General features: G+C 71.6%; 16 protein-coding genes and 1 pseudogene. 12 read left to right on the forward strand and 5 right to left on the reverse strand.

The features are described 5' to 3' along the window. Positions 1-2 precede the first annotated feature (2 nt). From ITJ56_RS05465 to ITJ56_RS05495, 7 genes are all read left to right on the forward strand, one after another. Entirely contained in the window at positions 3-1,061 is a 1,059-nt protein-coding gene (locus ITJ56_RS05465; RefSeq protein WP_228517226.1) for a polyprenyl synthetase family protein, read from the forward strand. Next, a complete protein-coding gene (locus tag ITJ56_RS05470; RefSeq protein WP_194628469.1) occupies positions 1,058-1,996 on the forward strand; it encodes a phytoene/squalene synthase family protein in 939 nt (312 codons plus the stop codon). Before ITJ56_RS05465 ends, ITJ56_RS05470 begins: the two co-directional genes overlap by 4 nt. Beyond that, a complete protein-coding gene (crtI, locus tag ITJ56_RS05475) occupies positions 1,993-3,618 on the forward strand; it encodes a phytoene desaturase family protein (RefSeq protein ID WP_194628471.1) in 1,626 nt (541 codons plus the stop codon). Before ITJ56_RS05470 ends, crtI begins: the two co-directional genes overlap by 4 nt. After that, the gene (locus ITJ56_RS05480) at positions 3,618-3,950 is read left to right on the forward strand and encodes a lycopene cyclase domain-containing protein (RefSeq protein ID WP_194628473.1); all 333 of its coding nucleotides are present in this window, start codon (positions 3,618-3,620) and stop codon (positions 3,948-3,950) included. Before crtI ends, ITJ56_RS05480 begins: the two co-directional genes overlap by 1 nt. Beyond that, positions 3,947-4,363, forward strand: a complete 417-nt coding sequence (locus ITJ56_RS05485; protein WP_323749726.1) for a lycopene cyclase domain-containing protein — start codon at positions 3,947-3,949, stop codon at positions 4,361-4,363. The genes ITJ56_RS05480 and ITJ56_RS05485 overlap by 4 nt, the downstream gene beginning before the upstream one ends. Beyond that, positions 4,360-5,286: a prenyltransferase gene (locus tag ITJ56_RS05490; protein ID WP_111224767.1), complete on the forward strand. Its 927-nt coding sequence runs from the start codon at positions 4,360-4,362 to the stop codon at positions 5,284-5,286. The genes ITJ56_RS05485 and ITJ56_RS05490 overlap by 4 nt, the downstream gene beginning before the upstream one ends. 73 nt (positions 5,287-5,359) lie before the next feature. After that, complete coding sequence (locus ITJ56_RS05495; protein WP_194628475.1) at positions 5,360-6,403, forward strand: Gfo/Idh/MocA family protein; 1,044 nt, start codon at positions 5,360-5,362, stop codon at positions 6,401-6,403. A gap of 167 nt (positions 6,404-6,570) precedes the next feature. On the opposite strand, the gene ITJ56_RS05500 is transcribed toward ITJ56_RS05495, so the two are convergent. After that, on the reverse strand, positions 6,571-7,311 hold the full coding sequence (locus ITJ56_RS05500; RefSeq protein WP_194628477.1) for an MBL fold metallo-hydrolase: 741 nt from the start codon (positions 7,309-7,311) through the stop codon (positions 6,571-6,573). A 63-nt stretch (positions 7,312-7,374) separates the two neighbouring features. Between ITJ56_RS05500 and ITJ56_RS05505 the strand changes: the two genes are divergently transcribed. The 4 genes from ITJ56_RS05505 to ITJ56_RS05520 are packed head-to-tail and all read left to right on the forward strand — an operon-like array spanning position 7,375 to position 10,182. Beyond that, positions 7,375-7,890, forward strand: coding sequence for a hypothetical protein (locus tag ITJ56_RS05505; RefSeq protein ID WP_194628479.1), 516 nt, complete (start codon positions 7,375-7,377; stop codon positions 7,888-7,890). A 4-nt stretch (positions 7,891-7,894) separates the two neighbouring features. Further along, positions 7,895-8,926: a YihY/virulence factor BrkB family protein gene (locus ITJ56_RS05510; RefSeq protein ID WP_194628481.1), complete on the forward strand. Its 1,032-nt coding sequence runs from the start codon at positions 7,895-7,897 to the stop codon at positions 8,924-8,926. A gap of 58 nt (positions 8,927-8,984) precedes the next feature. Then, positions 8,985-9,476 (forward strand): DedA family protein, encoded by a 492-nt coding sequence (locus tag ITJ56_RS05515; protein ID WP_194628483.1) that lies wholly within the window; start codon positions 8,985-8,987, stop codon positions 9,474-9,476. 10 nt (positions 9,477-9,486) lie between these two features. Further along, entirely contained in the window at positions 9,487-10,182 is a 696-nt protein-coding gene (locus tag ITJ56_RS05520) for an SDR family oxidoreductase (RefSeq protein ID WP_194628485.1), read from the forward strand. Positions 10,183-10,185: 3 nt separating this feature from the next. Here the strand turns inward: ITJ56_RS05520 and ITJ56_RS05525 are convergent, their stop codons facing one another. Then, positions 10,186-11,757 carry an ABC-F family ATP-binding cassette domain-containing protein gene (locus tag ITJ56_RS05525; RefSeq protein ID WP_194628487.1) on the reverse strand — a complete coding sequence of 524 codons (1,572 nt, stop codon included), beginning with the start codon at positions 11,755-11,757 and terminating at the stop codon, positions 10,186-10,188. Between the two features lie 274 nt (positions 11,758-12,031). Between ITJ56_RS05525 and ITJ56_RS05530 the strand changes: the two genes are divergently transcribed. Next, positions 12,032-12,457, forward strand: a complete 426-nt coding sequence (locus ITJ56_RS05530) for a DUF3151 domain-containing protein (RefSeq protein WP_194628489.1) — start codon at positions 12,032-12,034, stop codon at positions 12,455-12,457. 95 nt (positions 12,458-12,552) lie between these two features. Here ITJ56_RS05530 and ITJ56_RS05535 read toward each other — a convergent pair whose 3' ends face one another. The 3 genes and pseudogenes from ITJ56_RS05535 to ITJ56_RS05545 all read right to left on the reverse strand — a co-directional run. Further along, positions 12,553-15,576 (reverse strand): glycoside hydrolase family 2 TIM barrel-domain containing protein, encoded by a 3,024-nt coding sequence (locus tag ITJ56_RS05535; RefSeq protein WP_194628491.1) that lies wholly within the window; start codon positions 15,574-15,576, stop codon positions 12,553-12,555. Next, complete coding sequence (locus tag ITJ56_RS05540; protein ID WP_194628493.1) at positions 15,573-16,508, reverse strand: carbohydrate ABC transporter permease; 936 nt, start codon at positions 16,506-16,508, stop codon at positions 15,573-15,575. The genes ITJ56_RS05535 and ITJ56_RS05540 overlap by 4 nt, the downstream gene beginning before the upstream one ends. 215 nt (positions 16,509-16,723) lie before the next feature. Beyond that, positions 16,724-17,605 (reverse strand): annotated as a pseudogene (locus tag ITJ56_RS05545) (carbohydrate ABC transporter permease); the annotation flags it as partial. Positions 17,606-17,659 lie beyond the last annotated feature (54 nt).

Here is a 17,659-nt window from a genome sequence, read left to right on the forward strand (position 1 = left end):
CAATGAGCGAGGAAGCGACCACTGTGCCGCACATCGACCTCGCGCTCGTCGACGACTGCCTCGAGCGCTTCTTCGCCGTGTCGTCGGCACGCGCCGCACGGTACGGCGGTCCGTCCGCGGAACTCTGGCGCGTGCTGCGCAAGGCGAGCCTGGGCGGCAAGCGCTTCCGCCCGCGCATGGTCCTCACCGCCTACGCCGGCATGGGCGGGACCGACGTGCACGCGGCGGCCAACGTCGCGGCCGCCTACGAACTCCTGCACACCGCCCTGGTGGTGCACGACGACGTCATCGACCGGGACTGGTCGCGCCGAGGACAGCCCAACGTCGCCGGGTCCTTCCGCGACACCGGCACGACCGGCGGACTACCGCTCCCCACGGCCGAGCACCGCGGGATGAGCGCCGCGGTCATCGCCGGCGACCTCGCACTCGCGGGTGCTCCCCGGTTCATCGAGGCGTCCGGGGTCCGTGACCACCGGCGCGAGCGCCTGCTCGAACTCCTCGACGAGGCAGTGTTCGCCAGCGCCGCGGGCGAGATGACGGACGTGGACCTGGCCCTCGGCGTGATGCCGAGCGTCGACGAGGTCCTGGCGATGGAGCGCGCGAAGACGAGCGTGTACTCGTTCGAGGCACCCCTGCAGTCCGGCGCCGTGCTGGCCGGTGCGGACGAGGACGTCGTCACCGCGCTCGGGTCCTTCGGCCGCGAGATCGGCATCGCCTACCAGATCGTCGACGACCTGCTCGGGGTGTTCGGCGACGAGACCATGACCGGCAAGACCGTCCTCGGTGACCTCCGTGAGGGCAAGCGCACGATGCTCATCGCGTACGCGGCGACCACCGACTGCTGGCCTGACCTCGAGCCGTACCTGGGCGACCCGGACCTCACCGAGGCGCGCGCGGACGACGTGCGTGCCACCCTGGTCTCGTGCGGTGCCCGCGCCGCCGCCGAAGCGCGGGTCGCCGACCACACCGCGCTCGCCCGGGCAGAGCTCGCCCGGCTGCCGTACGACCTCGCCGACCGCCTGGAGGCCCTCGTGACCGAACTCGTGGAGCGCGCCCGGTGACCCACAGCACCACCACGGCGCCCGGACCCCGTCCCGGACGCCTCCAGCTCTACGACGCCACCGCCGAGGCCGCCTCGGGGGTGGTCATCGACCGCTACTCCACCTCGTTCGGGCTCGCGAGCCGCATGCTGGCACGGGACACGCGTGAGCACATCCGGAACGTCTACGCCCTGGTCCGCGTTGCTGACGAGGTCGTCGACGGCCCCGCGACCGAGGCCGGGCTCGACCGCGAACTCGCCCGCACCGTGCTCGACGAGCTCGAGGCCGACACCGAACGGGCCATCGCGCTCGGCTTCTCGGTGAACCCGGTCGTCCACGCCTTCGCGCGGACCGCCCGGGCCACCGGCTTCGGCGCCGAGCTCACCGCCCCGTTCTTCGCCTCGATGCGCACGGACCTCGACCGCACCGAGCACGACGACGACTCGTTCGACGCGTACGTGTACGGATCCGCCGAGGTCGTCGGGCTGATGTGCCTGCGCGCGTTCGTGTACCGCGCGGGCCGGCCGACGTTCGACCAGGCCGAACTCATCGCCGGCGCGCGTGCGCTCGGAGCGGCGTTCCAGAAGGTGAACTTCCTGCGCGACCTGCACGCCGACTTCGAGGTGCTCGGTCGCTCGTACTTCCCGGGGGTCGACATCCGCACCTTCGACGAGGCCACGAAGGACCGCCTGGTCGCCGACGTGCAGGCCGACCTCGACCACGCCGCGCGGACCATCCGGCTGCTGCCGGCCGACGCCCGCAACGCCGTCGCGCTCGCGCACGCCCTGTTCCAGGAACTCAACGACCGCATCGCGCGGACGCCGGCCAGCTGCCTGGTGACGACGCGCGTGCGCGTCCCCAACCCGGTGAAGGTGCGCCTGGCCGCACAGGTGCTCGCCGGACGCGCGCCGGTGCGTCCGCGCGCGACCACCCACCGGCCGGGAGGCACGTCGTGACCCCGCCCCGCGCCTCCCGGCTCCAGACCACACGCAAGGTCCCCGCTCGTCGCGCGGTCGTGATCGGCGGCGGCATCAGCGGGCTCGCCGCCGCCGCGCTGCTCGCGCGCGACGGCTTCTCGGTGACCGTGCTCGAGCAGCGGACGCAGCTCGGCGGTCGTGCCGGGTCGTGGGAGCAGGACGGGTTCCGGTTCGACACCGGGCCGTCGTGGTACCTGATGCCCGAGGTCTTCGACCACTTCTTCCAGTTGCTCGGAACCTCGGCAGCGGCCGAACTCGACCTGGTGAAGCTCGACCCCGGCTACCGCGTCTACAGCGAGGGCCACGACGAGCCGATCGACCTGCGCGCCGATGCCGAGGCCAACATCGCGCTGTTCGAGTCGATCGAGCCCGGAGCCGGCGAGCGGATGCGGAAGTACCTGGCCTCGGCCGAGGACACCTACACGATGGCCGTCCGCCGGTTCCTGTACACGACGTTCCAGGACCTCACGAAGCTCGCCGCTCCCGACGTGCTCCGTCGCCTGCCCAAGCTCGCGCGCCTGCTGCTCGAGCCGCTGTCCACCTTCGCCGAGACCGCGGTGCGCGACCGGCGGCTCTGGCAGATCCTGGGGTACCCGGCCGTGTTCCTCGGCACGAGCCCGTACGCCGCACCGAGCATGTACCACCTGATGAGCCACCTCGACCTGGCCGACGGGGTGCTCTACCCGAAGGGCGGCATCACCGAGGTCATCTCGGCCGTCGAGCGCGTTGCGCGGGCCGAGGGCGCGAAGATCATCGCGGGCGCCAAGGTCGAACGGATCCTGGTCGAGGACGGCGTCGCCGTCGGCGTCGTCCACCGTGACCGCGACGGGGTGCAGCACACCGCCCCCGCCGACCTCGTGGTGAGCGCCGCGGACCTGCAGCACACCGAGATGCAGCTGCTCGACCGTGAGCACCGCACCCACGGCGCCGACCACTGGAAGAAGCGCGATCCGGGCCCGAGCGCCGTGCTCGTGTACCTCGGCATCGACGGGCCGACACCGGGGCTCCTGCACCACACCCTCGTGTTCACCGAGGACTGGAAGGCGAACTTCGGCGCGATCTTCGGGGACGACCGGCACGTGCCGGACCCCGCGTCGATCTACGTCTGTGCGCCGTCCGGGATCGACCCGAGCGTCTCACCGCCGGGCACGAGCAACCTGTTCATCCTGGTGCCGCTGCCCGCCGACCTGTCGATCGGCAAGGGCGGGATCGACGGCGGCGGTGACTACCAGGTCGAGCAGATCGCCGACCGCGCGATCGACGCGCTCGCCGAGCGGGCCGGGGTGCCCGACCTCCGCGACCGCATCCGGGTCCGCCGGACGATCGGACCGCGCGACTTCGCCGACGACCTGAACGCCTGGAACGGCTCGATGCTCGGCCCGGCGCACACGCTGAAGCAGAGCGCGTTCTTCCGCGAGAAGAACGCCTCGAAGAAGGTCGAGGGCCTGTACTACGTCGGGGCCTCGACGATCCCGGGCATCGGGCTGCCGATGTGCCTGATCAGCGCCGAGGTCCTGCTGAAGCGCATCCACGGCGACACGAGCACCGAGCCGCTGCCGACACCCCTCGGAGCTCCGCGGGACCGGACCGAGACCGTCTGATGCCCGGGCTGTACCTCGCCGGCCTCGTCGTGTCGCTGGTCGGCGTGACCGTGCTCGACGCCCGCTTCCGGCTGTTCTTCTGGCGGGCACCGTGGCGGGCGGCCGTCGTGATGGTCGTCGGGGTCGCGTTCTTCATGGTGTGGGACGTCGCCGGCGTCGGTGCCGGCATCTTCTTCATCGGGCCGCAGGACCTGCTGACCGGGGTCCTGCTCGCCCCGGAGGTCCCGCTCGAGGAACTCTTCTTCCTGCTGTTGCTCTGCTACTCGACGATGGACCTGGTCGCTTTCGTCCGGCCCCTCGTGCAGCGTTCGCTGGAACGAGAGCGCCCGTGACCGGCTCCGGGGCCTACGCGCTCCTCGCCCTGCCGTTCTTCGGCGTCACGGCCGTCGTCGCCGTGGTCGCTGGGATCGTGGCCGCCCGTCGGGCCCGCGCCGCCGGTCGGGGACCGGGTGGCGGCCGTCGGACCGCCGTGCTCACGTCGCTGATCGCCGGCATCGCGCTCCTGGTGATGACGATCGTGTTCGACAACGTCATCGTCAGCCTGCGCATCGTCGCCTACGACCCCGCGCTCATCAGCGGTGCGAAGATCGGGGCGATCCCGGTCGAGGACCTCGCGTACGCGATGGCGGCGATCGTGCTACTGCCCAGCCTGTGGGTCCTGCTCGACCGGACCGACGCGCGGGACCGGGCCGACGAGCGCCCCGCGCCCGAGCCGACCCCAGCACCAGCGGAGGACACGAAGTGAACGCCAGCACCGCCTCCAGACCGTCGACCCTGCGCGCCCTGTTCGTGTCGTCGCGGCCGATCAGCTGGGTGAACACCGCCTACCCGTTCGGCGCCGCCTACCTGCTCGGCAGCGGGGTCGGTGTCGAGGGCGGAGGCGGGTTCTCGCTCGTCGCGTTCCTGGTCGGCGTCGTGTACTTCCTGGTGCCCTACAACCTGGCGATGTACGGCATCAACGACGTCTTCGACTACGAGTCCGACCTGCGGAACCCGCGGAAGGGCGGCGTCGAGGGTGCCCTGCTCGACAAGAGCGTCCACCGCACGACACTGTGGGCCGTCGTCGTCACGAACGTCCCGTTCCTGGTCGCCCTGGTGGTGCTCGGGGCGGTCAGCGGGAACGGCCCGTGGTCGTGGCTCGTCCTGGCGATCAGCGTGTTCGCGGTGATCGCGTACTCGGCGCCGGGGCTGCGGTTCAAGGAGAAGCCGTTCCTCGACTCGCTGACGTCGAGCACCCACTTCGTCTCGCCGGCGATCTACGGTCTCGCCCTGGCCGGACCGCACTGGACCGGCGAGCTCGTCGCCGTGTGCATCGCGTTCTTCCTGTGGGGCGTGGCCTCGCACGCGTTCGGTGCCGTGCAGGACGTCCTGGCGGACCGCGCCGGTGGCATCGGGTCCGTCGCCACCGTCATCGGTGCGCGGGCCACCGTGCGTCTGGCCTTCGTGGCGTACCTGGTCGCCGGGGTCGCACTGCTGTTCTCGGCGTTCCCCGGACCGATCGCCGCGATCGTGGTCGTGCCGTACGCGCTCAACGTGCTGCCGTGGTGGAACATCACGGACCAGGGTGCCGAGGCTGCGAACGCCGGGTGGAAGCGGTTCCTCTGGATCAACTACCTGGCCGGGTTCATCGTGACGATGGCGCTCATCGCCTACGCGTTCACGCACTGACAGACTGGACGGACGCACCGCGGCGTCCGTGGTGCGTCACCAGCCACGACGGCAGCCACGAAGGAGTGCACGCATGAGCGTCCGGATCATCCACGTCGGTCTCGGAGGGTGGGGCGGCAACTGGGCCCGCACCGCCATCCCAGAGGTGCCGGAAGTGCAGGTGGTCGGGATCGTCGACCCGTCGGCACCGACGCTCGAGGCCGTGCGGACCGACCTCGGGCTCCCGGCCTCTGCCGCGTTCGCGTCCCTGACCGAGGCACTCGCCGCGGTCGAGGCCGACGCCGTCGTCATCACCGCCCCGGCCGTGACGCACGTGCCGCTCGCGCTCGAGGCGCTCGACGCCGGCAAGCACGTGCTGGTCGAGAAGCCGTTCGCGAACACCACGGACGAGGCCGTCACCGCGGTCCGCCGAGCCGAGGAGCTCGGCCTGGTGCTGCAGGTCAGCCAGAACTACCGCTGGTACCCGGCACCCCGCGTCGTGCAGGAGCTGCTGGCCTCCGGGGCGGTCGGTGAGGTCTCCGCGATCAACGTCGACTTCCGGCAGTGGGACAACGACCAGCCCGCCGCGACGTACCCGCACTACCGGTTCCCGCACGCGATGATCAACGACATGGCGATCCACCACTTCGACCTGCTCCGGATGATCACCGGGCAGGAGGCCGTGCGGGTCTTCGCCAAGGCCAGCTACCCGGCCTACAGCAAGTACCAGGACGAAGCGATCGCCTCGATGATCATCGAGCTCGACGGCGGCACGGTGGTCAGCTACCGCGGCAGCTGGCTGAGCCGCGGCCCCCGGACGGCCTGGGCCGGCGAGTGGAGCATCGAGGGTGAGGACGGCGAGCTCTGGTTCACGAGCCGCGACGGTGAGCCGAACGCGGTCGACGGCGACCGCGTCACGGTCCGCCGCACGCAGGACGACGAGGCCGTGCCGGTCGAGCTGCCCGTGCTCGAGCACACCGACCGACAGGGTGGGCTGCAGGCGTTCGCCCGCTCCGTACAGGGCGGTCCGGCTCCTGCGACGAGCGGCCGCGACAACCTGCGGAGCCTCGCCCTGATGGAGGCCGCCGGCCGTTCGGCCACCTCCGGCCTGCCCGAGGACGTCGTCGTCCCGTCCTGACCCGACGACGGCCGGGAGGCGCGGGACGGGCCCGCACCGCGCCTCCCGGCCGTCTGTGGTCGTGCCCACCCCGGGAAAGCGACAGTCTGCTGCGGAGCGTTCGCGGCACACTGTCGCTCTCGCGAACCAGACCGGCTGCCGTCGGCGAGATCTGCCGCTTTCGCGCGTCAGACCGCGCCGGCCACCCGCCGTGCCTGCGCGACCGCGCGGCGCACGCCGAGCGACCACGCCGGGCCGTGACCGGGCAGCACGTGCTTCGCCTCGGTGTCCACGAGCCGGTCGAGCGACGCCACCGCGGTGTCGACGTCGGCCGTCGCAGCGGGTGCGACGATCCGGGGCCCGATGCCGCCCGTGTACGGGTCGAAGGTGACGAGCGCGTCACCGGCGATCACGGCGTCCCGGTCGGCGAAGTGCAGCGCGACGTGGCCGTCGGTGTGCCCCGGGGTCTCGATGATCCAGGGCGTACCCGGCACGTCCGCACGCGTCTCGAGGGGACGGGTGTCCGCGATCCCGTCGACGGTGGCGGCCCCGGCCAGCAGCATCCTGCCGAGTGGAAGCAACCCGCCGGGGTGCACCGCCACGAACCCGAACCGGTTCGTCTGCGGCCGGTAGGAGTACGGGTGCGCCGCGAGGTGCCGGTCACCGGGGTGGACGAACACGGGCGTGCCCCAGTCCCGGTGCATCCGCGCCGCGGTGCCGACGTGGTCGAAGTGCCCGTGGGTGAGGAGCAACCCCTCGACCCGGGCTGGCGTGTAGCCGAGGTCCCGCACGGCGAGCTGCAGGTGCGGCCACGCAGCGGGCAGGCCGGCGTCGATCACGAGCAACCGATCGCCGGTCTCGACGAGGTACGTGTTGGTGTGTGCGATCTCGAGGCGGTGGATCCCCTCGGCGACGTCCCGGAAGAGCATGTCGAGCACGGTAGGCCCGCTCTGCTGGGCACGATCCCGGCTGGGACGTGTACGCATTGGGGAATGGCCAAGGACAGTCTGCCCGAGCTCGAACTCGAGAACGCCCGCACGCGCGAGCGCATCACGGACACCGTGACGGAGCTGAAGCGGCGCGCGGACCTGCCGGCGCGGACCCGCCTCGCGGTCGCGAAGACGAAGCAGCGGTGGCACCGCGACCCCACGCCCCTCGTGGCGATGGGCATCACCGGGCTGACCGGTGTCGCGGCGATCGTCCTCGGCGTCGTGCTCCGCAACAGCCCCGCCGGACACCTGGCCGATCCGCCGGCGAGCTCCGCGTTCACGGCGCTCCTGCCCTTCGGCGGACGTGGTGACGGCCCCTCGGCGGCCGATCGTGCGCAGGACGGCCGGAAGGGGCGCAAGGCCCGGCGGAAGGCCGCCGAGGAAGCACTCGAGCGGGACCCGGCGCACCGGGCACGGGTGAAGCAGCAGGCCGGCATCGCGGCCGTGCAGCGACGGGCCGACAAGAACCGGAAGCAAGCGGTGAAGCGATCGAAGCGCGCGATGAAGGCGAAGGGGTAGGACCATGGCGACCGAACAGCACAAGCCGGACCCGGACGACGCCCGGAAGCCCGAGAACCCGACCGACCTCAAGAAGCCGACGCTCGTCTACACGCTGAAGAAGACGCTGCGTGAGTTCACGAGCGACCAGTGCACCGACCTGGCCGCGAGCCTGACGTACTACTCCGTGCTCGCGCTGTTCCCCGGGCTGCTGGCCGTCGTGTCGCTGCTCGGTCTGCTGGGCCAGGCTGAGACCACGATCAAGACCCTGCTCGACATCATCGGCAACATCGGGTCGCAGCAGGTCGTCGAGCTGATCCGCGAACCGGTCGAGGGCCTCGTGCGCTCGCCCGCGGCGCCGTTCACGTTCATCGTCGGTGTCGTCGGCGCGCTGTGGACGGCCTCCGGCTACGTCGGTGCGTTCGGCCGCGCGATGAACCGGATCTACAACGTCCGTGAGGGCCGCCCGATCTGGAAGCTCCGCCCGACCATGCTCGGCGTGACCGTCGCCACGGTCGTCCTGCTCGTCCTCGGGCTCCTCACCCTGGTGAGCGGCCCCCTCGCACGCAGCTTCGGCGACGTGATCGGGCTCGGCGACGTCGCCGCGACCGTCCTGCTGATCGTGCAGTGGCCGATCCTGCTGGTCATCGCGATCATCGTCATCGCGGTGCTCTACTACTGGTCGCCGAACGTCAAGCAGCCCAAGTTCACGTGGGTCAGCGGCGGCTCGATCGTCGCGCTCGTCATCTGGATCATCGCGAGCGTCGGGTTCGGTTTCTACGTCGGGAACTTCTCGAACTACAACGCCACGTACGGGTCCCTCGGTGGTGTCATCGTGTTCCTGCTGTGGATCTGGATCACGAACAACGCGCTGCTGTTCGGCGCCGAGTTCGACGCCGAGATCGAGCGCGGTCGCGAGCTGCAGGCCGGCATCCGCGCGGAGGAGGACATCCAGCTCCCCGAGCGCGACACCCGCCAGATCGAGAAGCAGGACGAGAAGCGGGCGCAGGACGTGCTCGAGGGCATCCGCATCCGGCAGGGCGTCGACAACGACTGACCGTCGCTCCGACCAACGCTGACGGGCGGTCTCCGGCCGGGACCGCTACGGTGCGAGCGTGCCGTCCTTCCTCGACGAGCTCCCGTTCCGGTGGCTCGTCCTCGCGCTCTTCGTGATCGTGTTCTGCCGCGCGCAGGCCACGTACTGGGTCGCGCGGCTCGCGGTGACGGGTGCGTCCCGCTCCCGCTGGGGCGGGTGGCTGGAGTCGCCGGCGGTCCGTCGGGGCTCGGCACTGCTCGAACGCTGGGGGCTGCCCGTCCTGACGGTGAGCTTCGTGGTCGTCGGGTTGCAGACGGTGATGAACGCCGCCGCCGGACTGGCGCGGGTCGCCTGGTGGCGGTACACGGTCGCCATGGTCCCCGGGTGCGTCGCCTGGGCGTTCCTCTACGCCACCGTCGGACTCGCGGTCTTCTGGGCCGTCGTCGCAGCGCTCGCCGGTTCGCCCTGGGGCATCGCGGCGCTGGCCGCCCTGGTGGTCGCCGCCGTCGTCACGTTGACGGTCACCCGCAAACGTCGCAACCGCACGGGAGGCCCGGCCCGGCTTCCGTAGGCTGGCCCGCGTGACGACTTCCCTGACTCCAGATCGACCGGTCGCCGTGGTGACCGGAGCCACCCGCGGCATCGGCCGCGCGATCGCCGCCGACCTCGGCCGCACCCACCACGTGCTCGTGGGCGGCCGGTCCGCCGACGCCGTGGACGCCCTCGTCGCGGAGCTGCCGAGCGCGGCGCCGTTCGTCGGTGACCTGGGCGCGGGCGAGGTCCCGGCGCTGCCGGATCGGCTCGATGTCCTCGTGCACTCGGCCGGTGTCGAGCAGGGCACCACCGTCGCCGACACCCCGCGCGCGGTGTGGGAGCAGGTCTTCGCGACGAACGTGTTCGCGGTCGCCGAGCTCACCCGGCTGGCGCTGCCGGCGCTCCGGTCGGCGCGGGGCATCGTGGTGCCGATCAACAGCGGCTCCGGGTTCCACTCGGGCCCCGGCGGTGGTGTGTACGCGGCGTCGAAGTTCGCGCTGCGGGCCTTCGCCGACGCCCTGCGCGAAGAGGAGCGGGCGAACGGCGTGCGGGTGTCGAGCGTGCACCCGGGCCGGACCGACTCGGACATGCAGCGGCAGCTCGTGGCGAAGCTCGGGGAGTCCTACGACACCGACTACTACCTGGCGCCGGAGGACGTGGCCGCCGCGGTCCGCACCGTCGTCGACCTGCCCCAGCGCGGCACCGTCGAGTCGCTCGCGATCCGGCCGACCCGACGGCGCTGACCGCTACCGGAGCTCGATCCGGGCGTCGAGTTCCAGCCGGTCCAAGAACGCTTCGTCGTGGCTCACCACGACGAGCGCTCCGCGGTACGCCAGCAGCGCGTCGACGAGCTGGTCGACGCTGGTCAGGTCGAGGTCGTTCGTCGGCTCGTCGAGCACGAGCAGCTGCGGCGGCGGGTCGGCGAGCACCAGGGCCGCCAGCGCCACCCGGAACCGTTCCCCGCCGGACAGGTCCCCGGCCGGCCGGTCGACGGTGTCCCCGCGCACCAGGAACTTCGCCAGCCGGTTGCGGACCTCGGCGACGGGGACGTGCGGGGCGTCCCGGCGCACGTTGTCGAGCACCGTGGCGGTGTCGTCCAGGCTGTCCTTCCGCTGCGGCAGGTAGGCGATCCGGTCGACGTGGGCGACGGCCGTGGTCTCGGGCAGCGGGTGCTCCCGGGCCGCGGGGTCGCCGACGAGCTGCTCGAGCAGGGTGGACTTGCCGACGCCGTTGTCCCCGGTGACGGCGACCCGTTCCGGCCCCTGCACGATGGCGTCCCGCCCGCGGACGGTCACGGTGGCGATGCGTCGCGATGCCGGCACGTCCGGGTCGGGCAGGGTGACGTGGATCGACTCGTCGTCGCGCAGCCGGAGTTCGGCCTCGCGGGCGGTGGCGAGTGCCGCTCCCTCGGCGGACCCGTGCGCGACCCGTAGTCGACCGGCGGTCTCCTGGGCCTTCTTCCGCTGCTCGTTCGCCAGGATCTTTGGCATCGAGCGGCCCGCCTTCTCACCGGCCTTGGCACGCCGGGCGATCTTCGTCTCGGCCTCGATGCGCTGCCGCTTCTCGGTGCGGTGTCGCTGCTCGGCGACCCGGACCTCGCGCTCGACGGCAGCCTGCTGCACGGCCAGGTGCTCCTCGAACGCGCTGAAGGTCCCGCCGAACACCGTCATCGACCCGGCCCGGAGCTCCACGGTCTCGTCGACGTGCTCCAGGAGTTCTCGGTCGTGGCTGACGAGCACGAGGGTGCCGCGCCAGTCGTCGACCAGGTCGAGGAGCAGCCCGCGGGCCCGGCGGTCCAGGTTGTTCGTCGGTTCGTCCAGGAACACGATCGGCCGCGCACGCAACCGCACCCCGGCGACGGCGACGAGCACGGCCTGCCCGCCGGACAGGGTCGACACCGGCCGGTCGAGGTCGGCGCCGTCGAGCCCGACCCGGTCGAGCACCGCGGCGGCCCGTTCCTCCAGGTCCCAGTCGTCGCCGACTGCCTCGAGCTGTGCTGCCGTGGCGTCGCCGGCCAGGACAGCCCGGAGCGCGGTGAGTGTGGGCCGGACGCCGAGCAGGTCGGCGACGGTGTCGTCGTTCCCCGTTGCGAGGCGTTGCGGCAGGTGGTCGACGGGACCCGACGTCGCGATGCTGCCCGACGCGGGGTGGAGCCGGCCGGTCGCGAGCCGGACCAGCGTGGACTTGCCGGCCCCGTTCCTCCCGACCAGCCCGGTGCGGCCGCGCCCGAAGGCGGCGGTGAGGTGGTCGAGCGCGACGGTGCCGTCGGGCCAGGCGAAGGTGACGTCGTGCAGGACGACGGACGGACTGGTGGGCATGGGGGTGTCTCCCGGTGTCGATGCTGGGCGCACGACACCGAGGCCACCGCGGTGCGGTGGAGCGCCCGACGGGGCGCGCGATCACGGTGTCAGCGCGTGGGCTGAGCGGTACCGGTGATCGACAGCAATCCGTCTGCTTCCGTCGGGGGACCCCCGTGTCCGCCATCCGTTCCGCCGGTCGGTCTCCCGCCCCGGCGGCCCCGCGATGACGACGAGGTGACCTCCACGGTAATCCCGCGACACGGGCACCCGCAAGGGATGACAGGCTGGGGGCATGCCGGAGAACCTGTTGCCGACCCCGTCGTCGAACCCCGAGACCCTGCTGCCCGCCGAGCCGGAGGTGACCGCCGCGATCGAGGCGGACGCCCCCGTCGCCAGCGTGGTGGTGTCCTACCCGTCGTCGAGCCTGGCGTGGGCGCTGCTCGCCGACGAGGCGTGGGCGCGCGGCGCGACCCTGGAGTCCTACGCGTACGCCCGTGTCGGGTACCACCGTGGGCTCGATGCCCTGCGCAAGGCCGGCTGGCGCGGTGTCGGCCCGGTGCCGTGGTCGCACGAGCCCAACCGTGGCGTGCTGCGGGCGCTGTTCGCCCTGCGCCGTGCCGCCGAGGCCATCGACGAGCCCGGCGAGCCCGAGCGCCTGACCGACTTCCTGAACGCGAGCGACCCCGAGGCGCTGCGCGCCCTGTCTGCCGGCGGGTAGACGGCGACGAAACGACGAAACCAGGTTCCGGACACCGAACCACGCTGGTGCGCGGTGCTGTGTCCGGAACCTGGTTCCGGTAGAGCCGACCCCGCCTAGCCCAGCAGCACGCTCCAACTGAACGCCTGCGGCCAGAGCTGGTGCTCCGGCAGCACGTCGAGTCCGCACGCCCGGCTGCCGAGCCCGTGCTGCGCGGCATCGAGGTACAGGTACAGGTGGTCTGACGTCGGCAGCTCGTACGGGTGCTCGGCGCGGTCGATCTGCTGCGCGGTCCACGGCGACAGGGTGAACCCCGCACGGTGCGACCCGACCGTCGATACGGTGAACGGCCCGACGGACAGCTCCCGCAGGTCGGGTCGGTGCCCGGTCTCCTGCGGCCGTGAGTACTCCGCCCCGAGCGACCGCACCGGCGCGGTGAACCGGCCGACACGGGCAGCGTGCGAAGAATCGGCGTACGACTCCAGCGGTCCGGTCCCGAACCAGGTGGCGTCCGCATCGGCCAGCGACGCGGGCAGGTCGAACCGCACCCCGATCCGCGGCCACGTGACGTCCCAGGCGCCGAACGGCACGGCGTCGGTCTGCAGCACGAGCCCGTCGGACGTCAGGGTCCAGCGGTGCGTGACCTCGAGGCCCCACCCGCTGTTCGCCGCCGCGACCCGCACATGCTGTTCCAGACCGGAGTCGGTGCGCGACATCGACACGAGCCGGTGCGTCAGCCGGTCCAGCCCGCGGTCGCGCCAGCGCGAGGCCGACGGGGGAGCGTCCGGGTCACCGACACCGTGCGTGAACACCGGGTCGGCGGTCTCGTAGCCGCCCTGTGACGCCAGGCTGTCGTTGTCGGTCGGTGCGCGCCAGAGCTCCAGGCGGGGCCCGGCGACCTCGTGGCCCTTCCAGGACACCAGGTCGCCGCGGGCGGTGAACACGCCTTCGCCGAGTCGGTCGCCGTCCCACCCCTGCCGGGAGGCCCGTGGTGCGTCCGCCGCGCGCGCCGCGACGAGCCGCTGGGTGCGTGCGACGACGTGGCCGGTGTCCGCCCACGCGGTCGGCCCCGCCAGTTCCACGGTCAGGTCGAACCAGAGCTCGTCGCCGGGTGCGGGTTCGGACGTGGCCGCGTCGAGCACCTCTGCGGGCACCGGGACCGTCGCCGACTCGCGGGCGGCGACGATTCCCGTGGACAGTCGCCCCGAGGCCTCGACGACGCCGTTCCGCGACAGGGTCCAGCACAGCCGGAGCCCGGCGGTCGAGGCCGAGTGGTACCGGTTCTCGACCAGCACCGTGGTGTCCGAGACCGCCAGGCGGATCGGGGCCACGACGGCGGCGAACTCGGCGAGCCCCGGTGTCGGGGTGTCGTCGGGCAGCACCAGGCCGTCCATCACGAAGTTGCCGTCGTGCACGACCTCGCCGAAGTCCCCGCCGTAGGCGTAGTAGTCCTCGCCCGTGGGCGTCTTCGCGAGCAGGCCGTGGTCCCGCCACTCCCACACGAACCCGCCGTGCAGCCGTGGGTACCGTTCGACCAGGGCCTCGTACTCGGCGATCTGCCCGGGGCCGTTGCCCATCGCGTGCACGTACTCGCAGTGGATGAAGGGCTTCGACCGCTGTCGTGCGGCCTCGGCCGGGCCGCAGCCGAGCAGGGGCGTCGGGGTGCCGCCACCGATCGACTCGGTCTCCTGCAGCGTCGGGTACATCCGCGAGTAGACGTCCGTGTACTCGCCCGTGTAGTCGCCCTCGTAGTGCACTGGGCGCTCGGCGTCGCGGTCGTGCACCCACTGCGACATCGCCGCGAGGTTCCGGCCGGTGCCGGACTCGTTGCCGAGCGACCACATCACGATCGACGCGTGGTTCTTGTCGCGCTCGACGGTCCGGGCGATGCGGTCGAGGTACGCGTCCGCCCACGCCGGGTCGTCGGAGGGGCTGCCGACCCAGTCGGTGAACAGGAACCCGTGGGTCTCGAGGTCGCACTCCAGGATCACCCAGAACCCGAGCTCGTCGGCCAGGTCGAGCACGCGGGGGTGCGGCGGGTAGTGCGAGGTGCGGATGGCGTTGACGTTGTTCCGCTTCATGAGCGCCATGTCGGCGCGGGCGTGCTCCTCGTCGAACACCCGGCCGCGCACGGGGTGGGTCTCGTGCCGGTTCACGCCGTGGAACACGACGCGCTCGCCGTTCACCAGGAACCGGTCGCCGACGATCGACACGGTGCGGAACCCGAGCCGGAGCGACACGGTCTCGCCACCCGAGCCGCTCCCCGTGGACAGCGTGGCGTCGTAGAGCTTCGGCAGCTCGGCACTCCACGGCTCGACGCCCTCGACCTCGATCGGCGCGACGTCGTCCGCCGTGGCCCAGGTCACGTCGACGCCCAGGTCGGGCACCGCGAACCGCACCGGGAACGCCGCGTCGAGCGTCGGGAACGTGATCGTGCCGGTCCCCGTCTCCGGCCGTCCCGACGCCGCGGTGCCCGCTGACGCAGCCGTGCCGAGCGTCGCTCGCCACCCGGCGCGGACGAACACGTCGTCGATCGGCGCCGTGGGCCGGGCGAGCAGGGTGACGTCACGGAAGATGCCCGGCAGCCACCACTGGTCCTGGTCCTCCAGGTAGGACGCCGCCGACCACTGGTGCACCCGCACGGCGAGCTCGTTCGCCCCCGGGCGCAGCAGTTCGGTGACGTCGAACTCGGTCGCCAGGCGCGACCCCGTCGACCAGCCGACCAGCGTCCCGTTCAGCCACACCCGGAAGTGCGACTCGACCCCGTCGAACCGCAGCAGCACCCGGCCGGCGCCGTCGAACGACGACGGCAGCTCGAACGTGCGGCGGTGGTCCCCGGTCGGGTTCTCCTCCGGCGGGTGCGGCGGGTCGATCGGGAACGGGTACTGCAGGTTCGTGTAGCTCGGTGCCCCGTGCCCGTGCAGCACCCAGTGCGACGGCACCGGCAGCTCACCCCAGGCCGGGTCGTCGTCCACCGGACCGTCGGTCGCGAAGTCCTCGGAGACGGAGGCGACGGGCGACCACCGGAACCGCCAGTCGCCGTTCAGCGACAGGGACGGGGCGTCGGTGTGCAACCAGGCTCGGGGTGCCAGTCGTGAGTCGGAGCCGGGGGCGGTGGACAAGAGTGCGGTGATGGTCAACCCTTGACCGATCCTTCCGTGAGGCCTCCGCGCCAGAAGCGCTGGAGGACGATGATGGCGATGACGAGCGGGATGACCGAGACGAGCACCCCGCCGGTGGTGAGCTGGTAGAACTCCGGCAGGCGGTCGACCTGCGAGCGCCAGTTGTTCAGTCCCAGTGTGATCGGGTACAGCTTCTGGTCTGCCAGCATGATGAGCGGCAGGAAGAAGTTGTTCCAGATGCCGACCACCTGGAACAGGAACACGGTGACGAGCGCCGGGGTCATCTGCCGGAGCACCACGGTGTGGAAGATCCGCAGTTCACCGGCACCGTCGATGCGTGCCTGTTCGAGCAGGGTGGTGTCCACCGACGCGGCGGCGTACACGCGGCACAGGAACAGGCCGAACGGCGACACCAGGCTCGGGATGAGCACGCTCCAGTACGTGTCCGTCAGGCCCATGGACGAGAACAGCAGGAACAGCGGCAGCGCCGTCGCCGTCCCCGGCACGAGCACGCCGCCGAGGATCGTGCCGAACACGAACTGTCGGCCCGGGAACTCGTACTTCGCCAGCGCGTACCCGCCGGCCGCGGCGAAGTAGGTCGCCAGGACCGCACCGACGCCGGAGTACAGGATGCTGTTCGCGATCCACCGGACGAAGATGCCGCCGTCGTACGTGAACACCTGCTGCAGGTTGCTCCAGAGCGCGAACTCGCCACCGAACCAGAACCCGTTCGTCGAGAACAGTGCTCCGGTGGTCTTCGTCGCGGCGATGACGACCCAGTACAGCGGGACGATGAAGTACAGCGCGACGACGACGAGGATCCCCGTCACGACGATCTGCGACCGCGGGGACCGGTCGAGCTTCCGGCGCTGGTGCGCCGAGATCGACGTGGTGTCCACGGGGACGGCGGACTTCGCCGTGGACGGCGCTTCGATGGCTTCGCTGGTCATCGGTCAGTCCCTTCGGTGGTCGCGACGCGACCGGCCTGGGCCCCCGGTGGCCGGTTCCGGAGCGTCGCGGAGCTTGCGGAGCGACGTTCCGGCCGTGCTATTGGGGAGAGGCCCGGGTCGGCTCGGGTGGTGACCGTGCTGCCCGCCGCAGCGCGCGTCTGGAGCGCGGTGCGGGCCTCCCGGCCGTCGCGCCGTGCGCGCTTGCGCCGGTCGCGTTCGTCCTTGGGTGGGCGGTTCGTCAGCGCGAGGAACGTGAACGACAGGATGAACGCGGCCAGGGCGATGATGACCGCCTGCGCACTCGCGACGCCGTACTCGTTGAACGCGAACGCGTTCGTGTACGCGGCGTAGTTCGGCGTGTACTCGGTGTCGATCGCCGGGGCGACCGTCGACAGGATCTGCGGCTCCGCGAAGAGTTGCAGCGTGCCGATGATCGAGAACACCGTCGTGAGCACCAGGGCCGGCGCGATGAGCGGGATCTGGATCCGCCACGCGACCTGGAACGCGTTCGCGCCGTCGACCTTCGCGGCCTCGTAGACCTCGCCCGGGATGGACTTCAGCTGCGCCACGATGATGAGCATGTTGTAGCCGGTGTAGGTCCACGTGACGATGTTCGCGATCGACCACAGCACGCTGTTCGCGCCGAGGAAGTCCGGCTGCAGCCCCATCGACTGCAGCAGCGACACGATCGGCGACAGGCCGGGCACGTACAGGAACGACCACAGGATCGTCGCGATGACGCCGGGGACGCCGTAGGGCATGAAGTAGATCGCCCGGAAGAAGCCCGGCCAGCGAGCACTCGCCGACTCGAGCAGCAACGCGAGGATCGTGCAGGCGATGATCATCACCGGGACCTGCACGATGCCGAACAGGAGCATGCGGCCGATCGAGGCGACGAACCCGCTGTCCTGCAGGGCGATCGCGTAGTTGTCGAACCCGGCGAACCGGCCGACCACGCCGTCCTCACCGAACAGGCCCTCGCGGTCGACGGTGGTGAACGACTGGAACAGGGCACTGACGATCGGGATGACGAAGGTCAGCAGGAACAGTGCGAGGAACGGGGCGAGCAGGATCCACGGCGCACGCTTCTGCGCGCTCGTGGCCTTCGTGCTCGTGCGGAACGCGGGCGTCGTGGTGCCCGCCCGGCCGGT

The organism is Curtobacterium sp. VKM Ac-1376 (assembly GCF_015351025.1).
In the GTDB taxonomy this organism is placed as follows: Bacteria; Actinomycetota; Actinomycetes; order Actinomycetales; family Microbacteriaceae; genus Curtobacterium.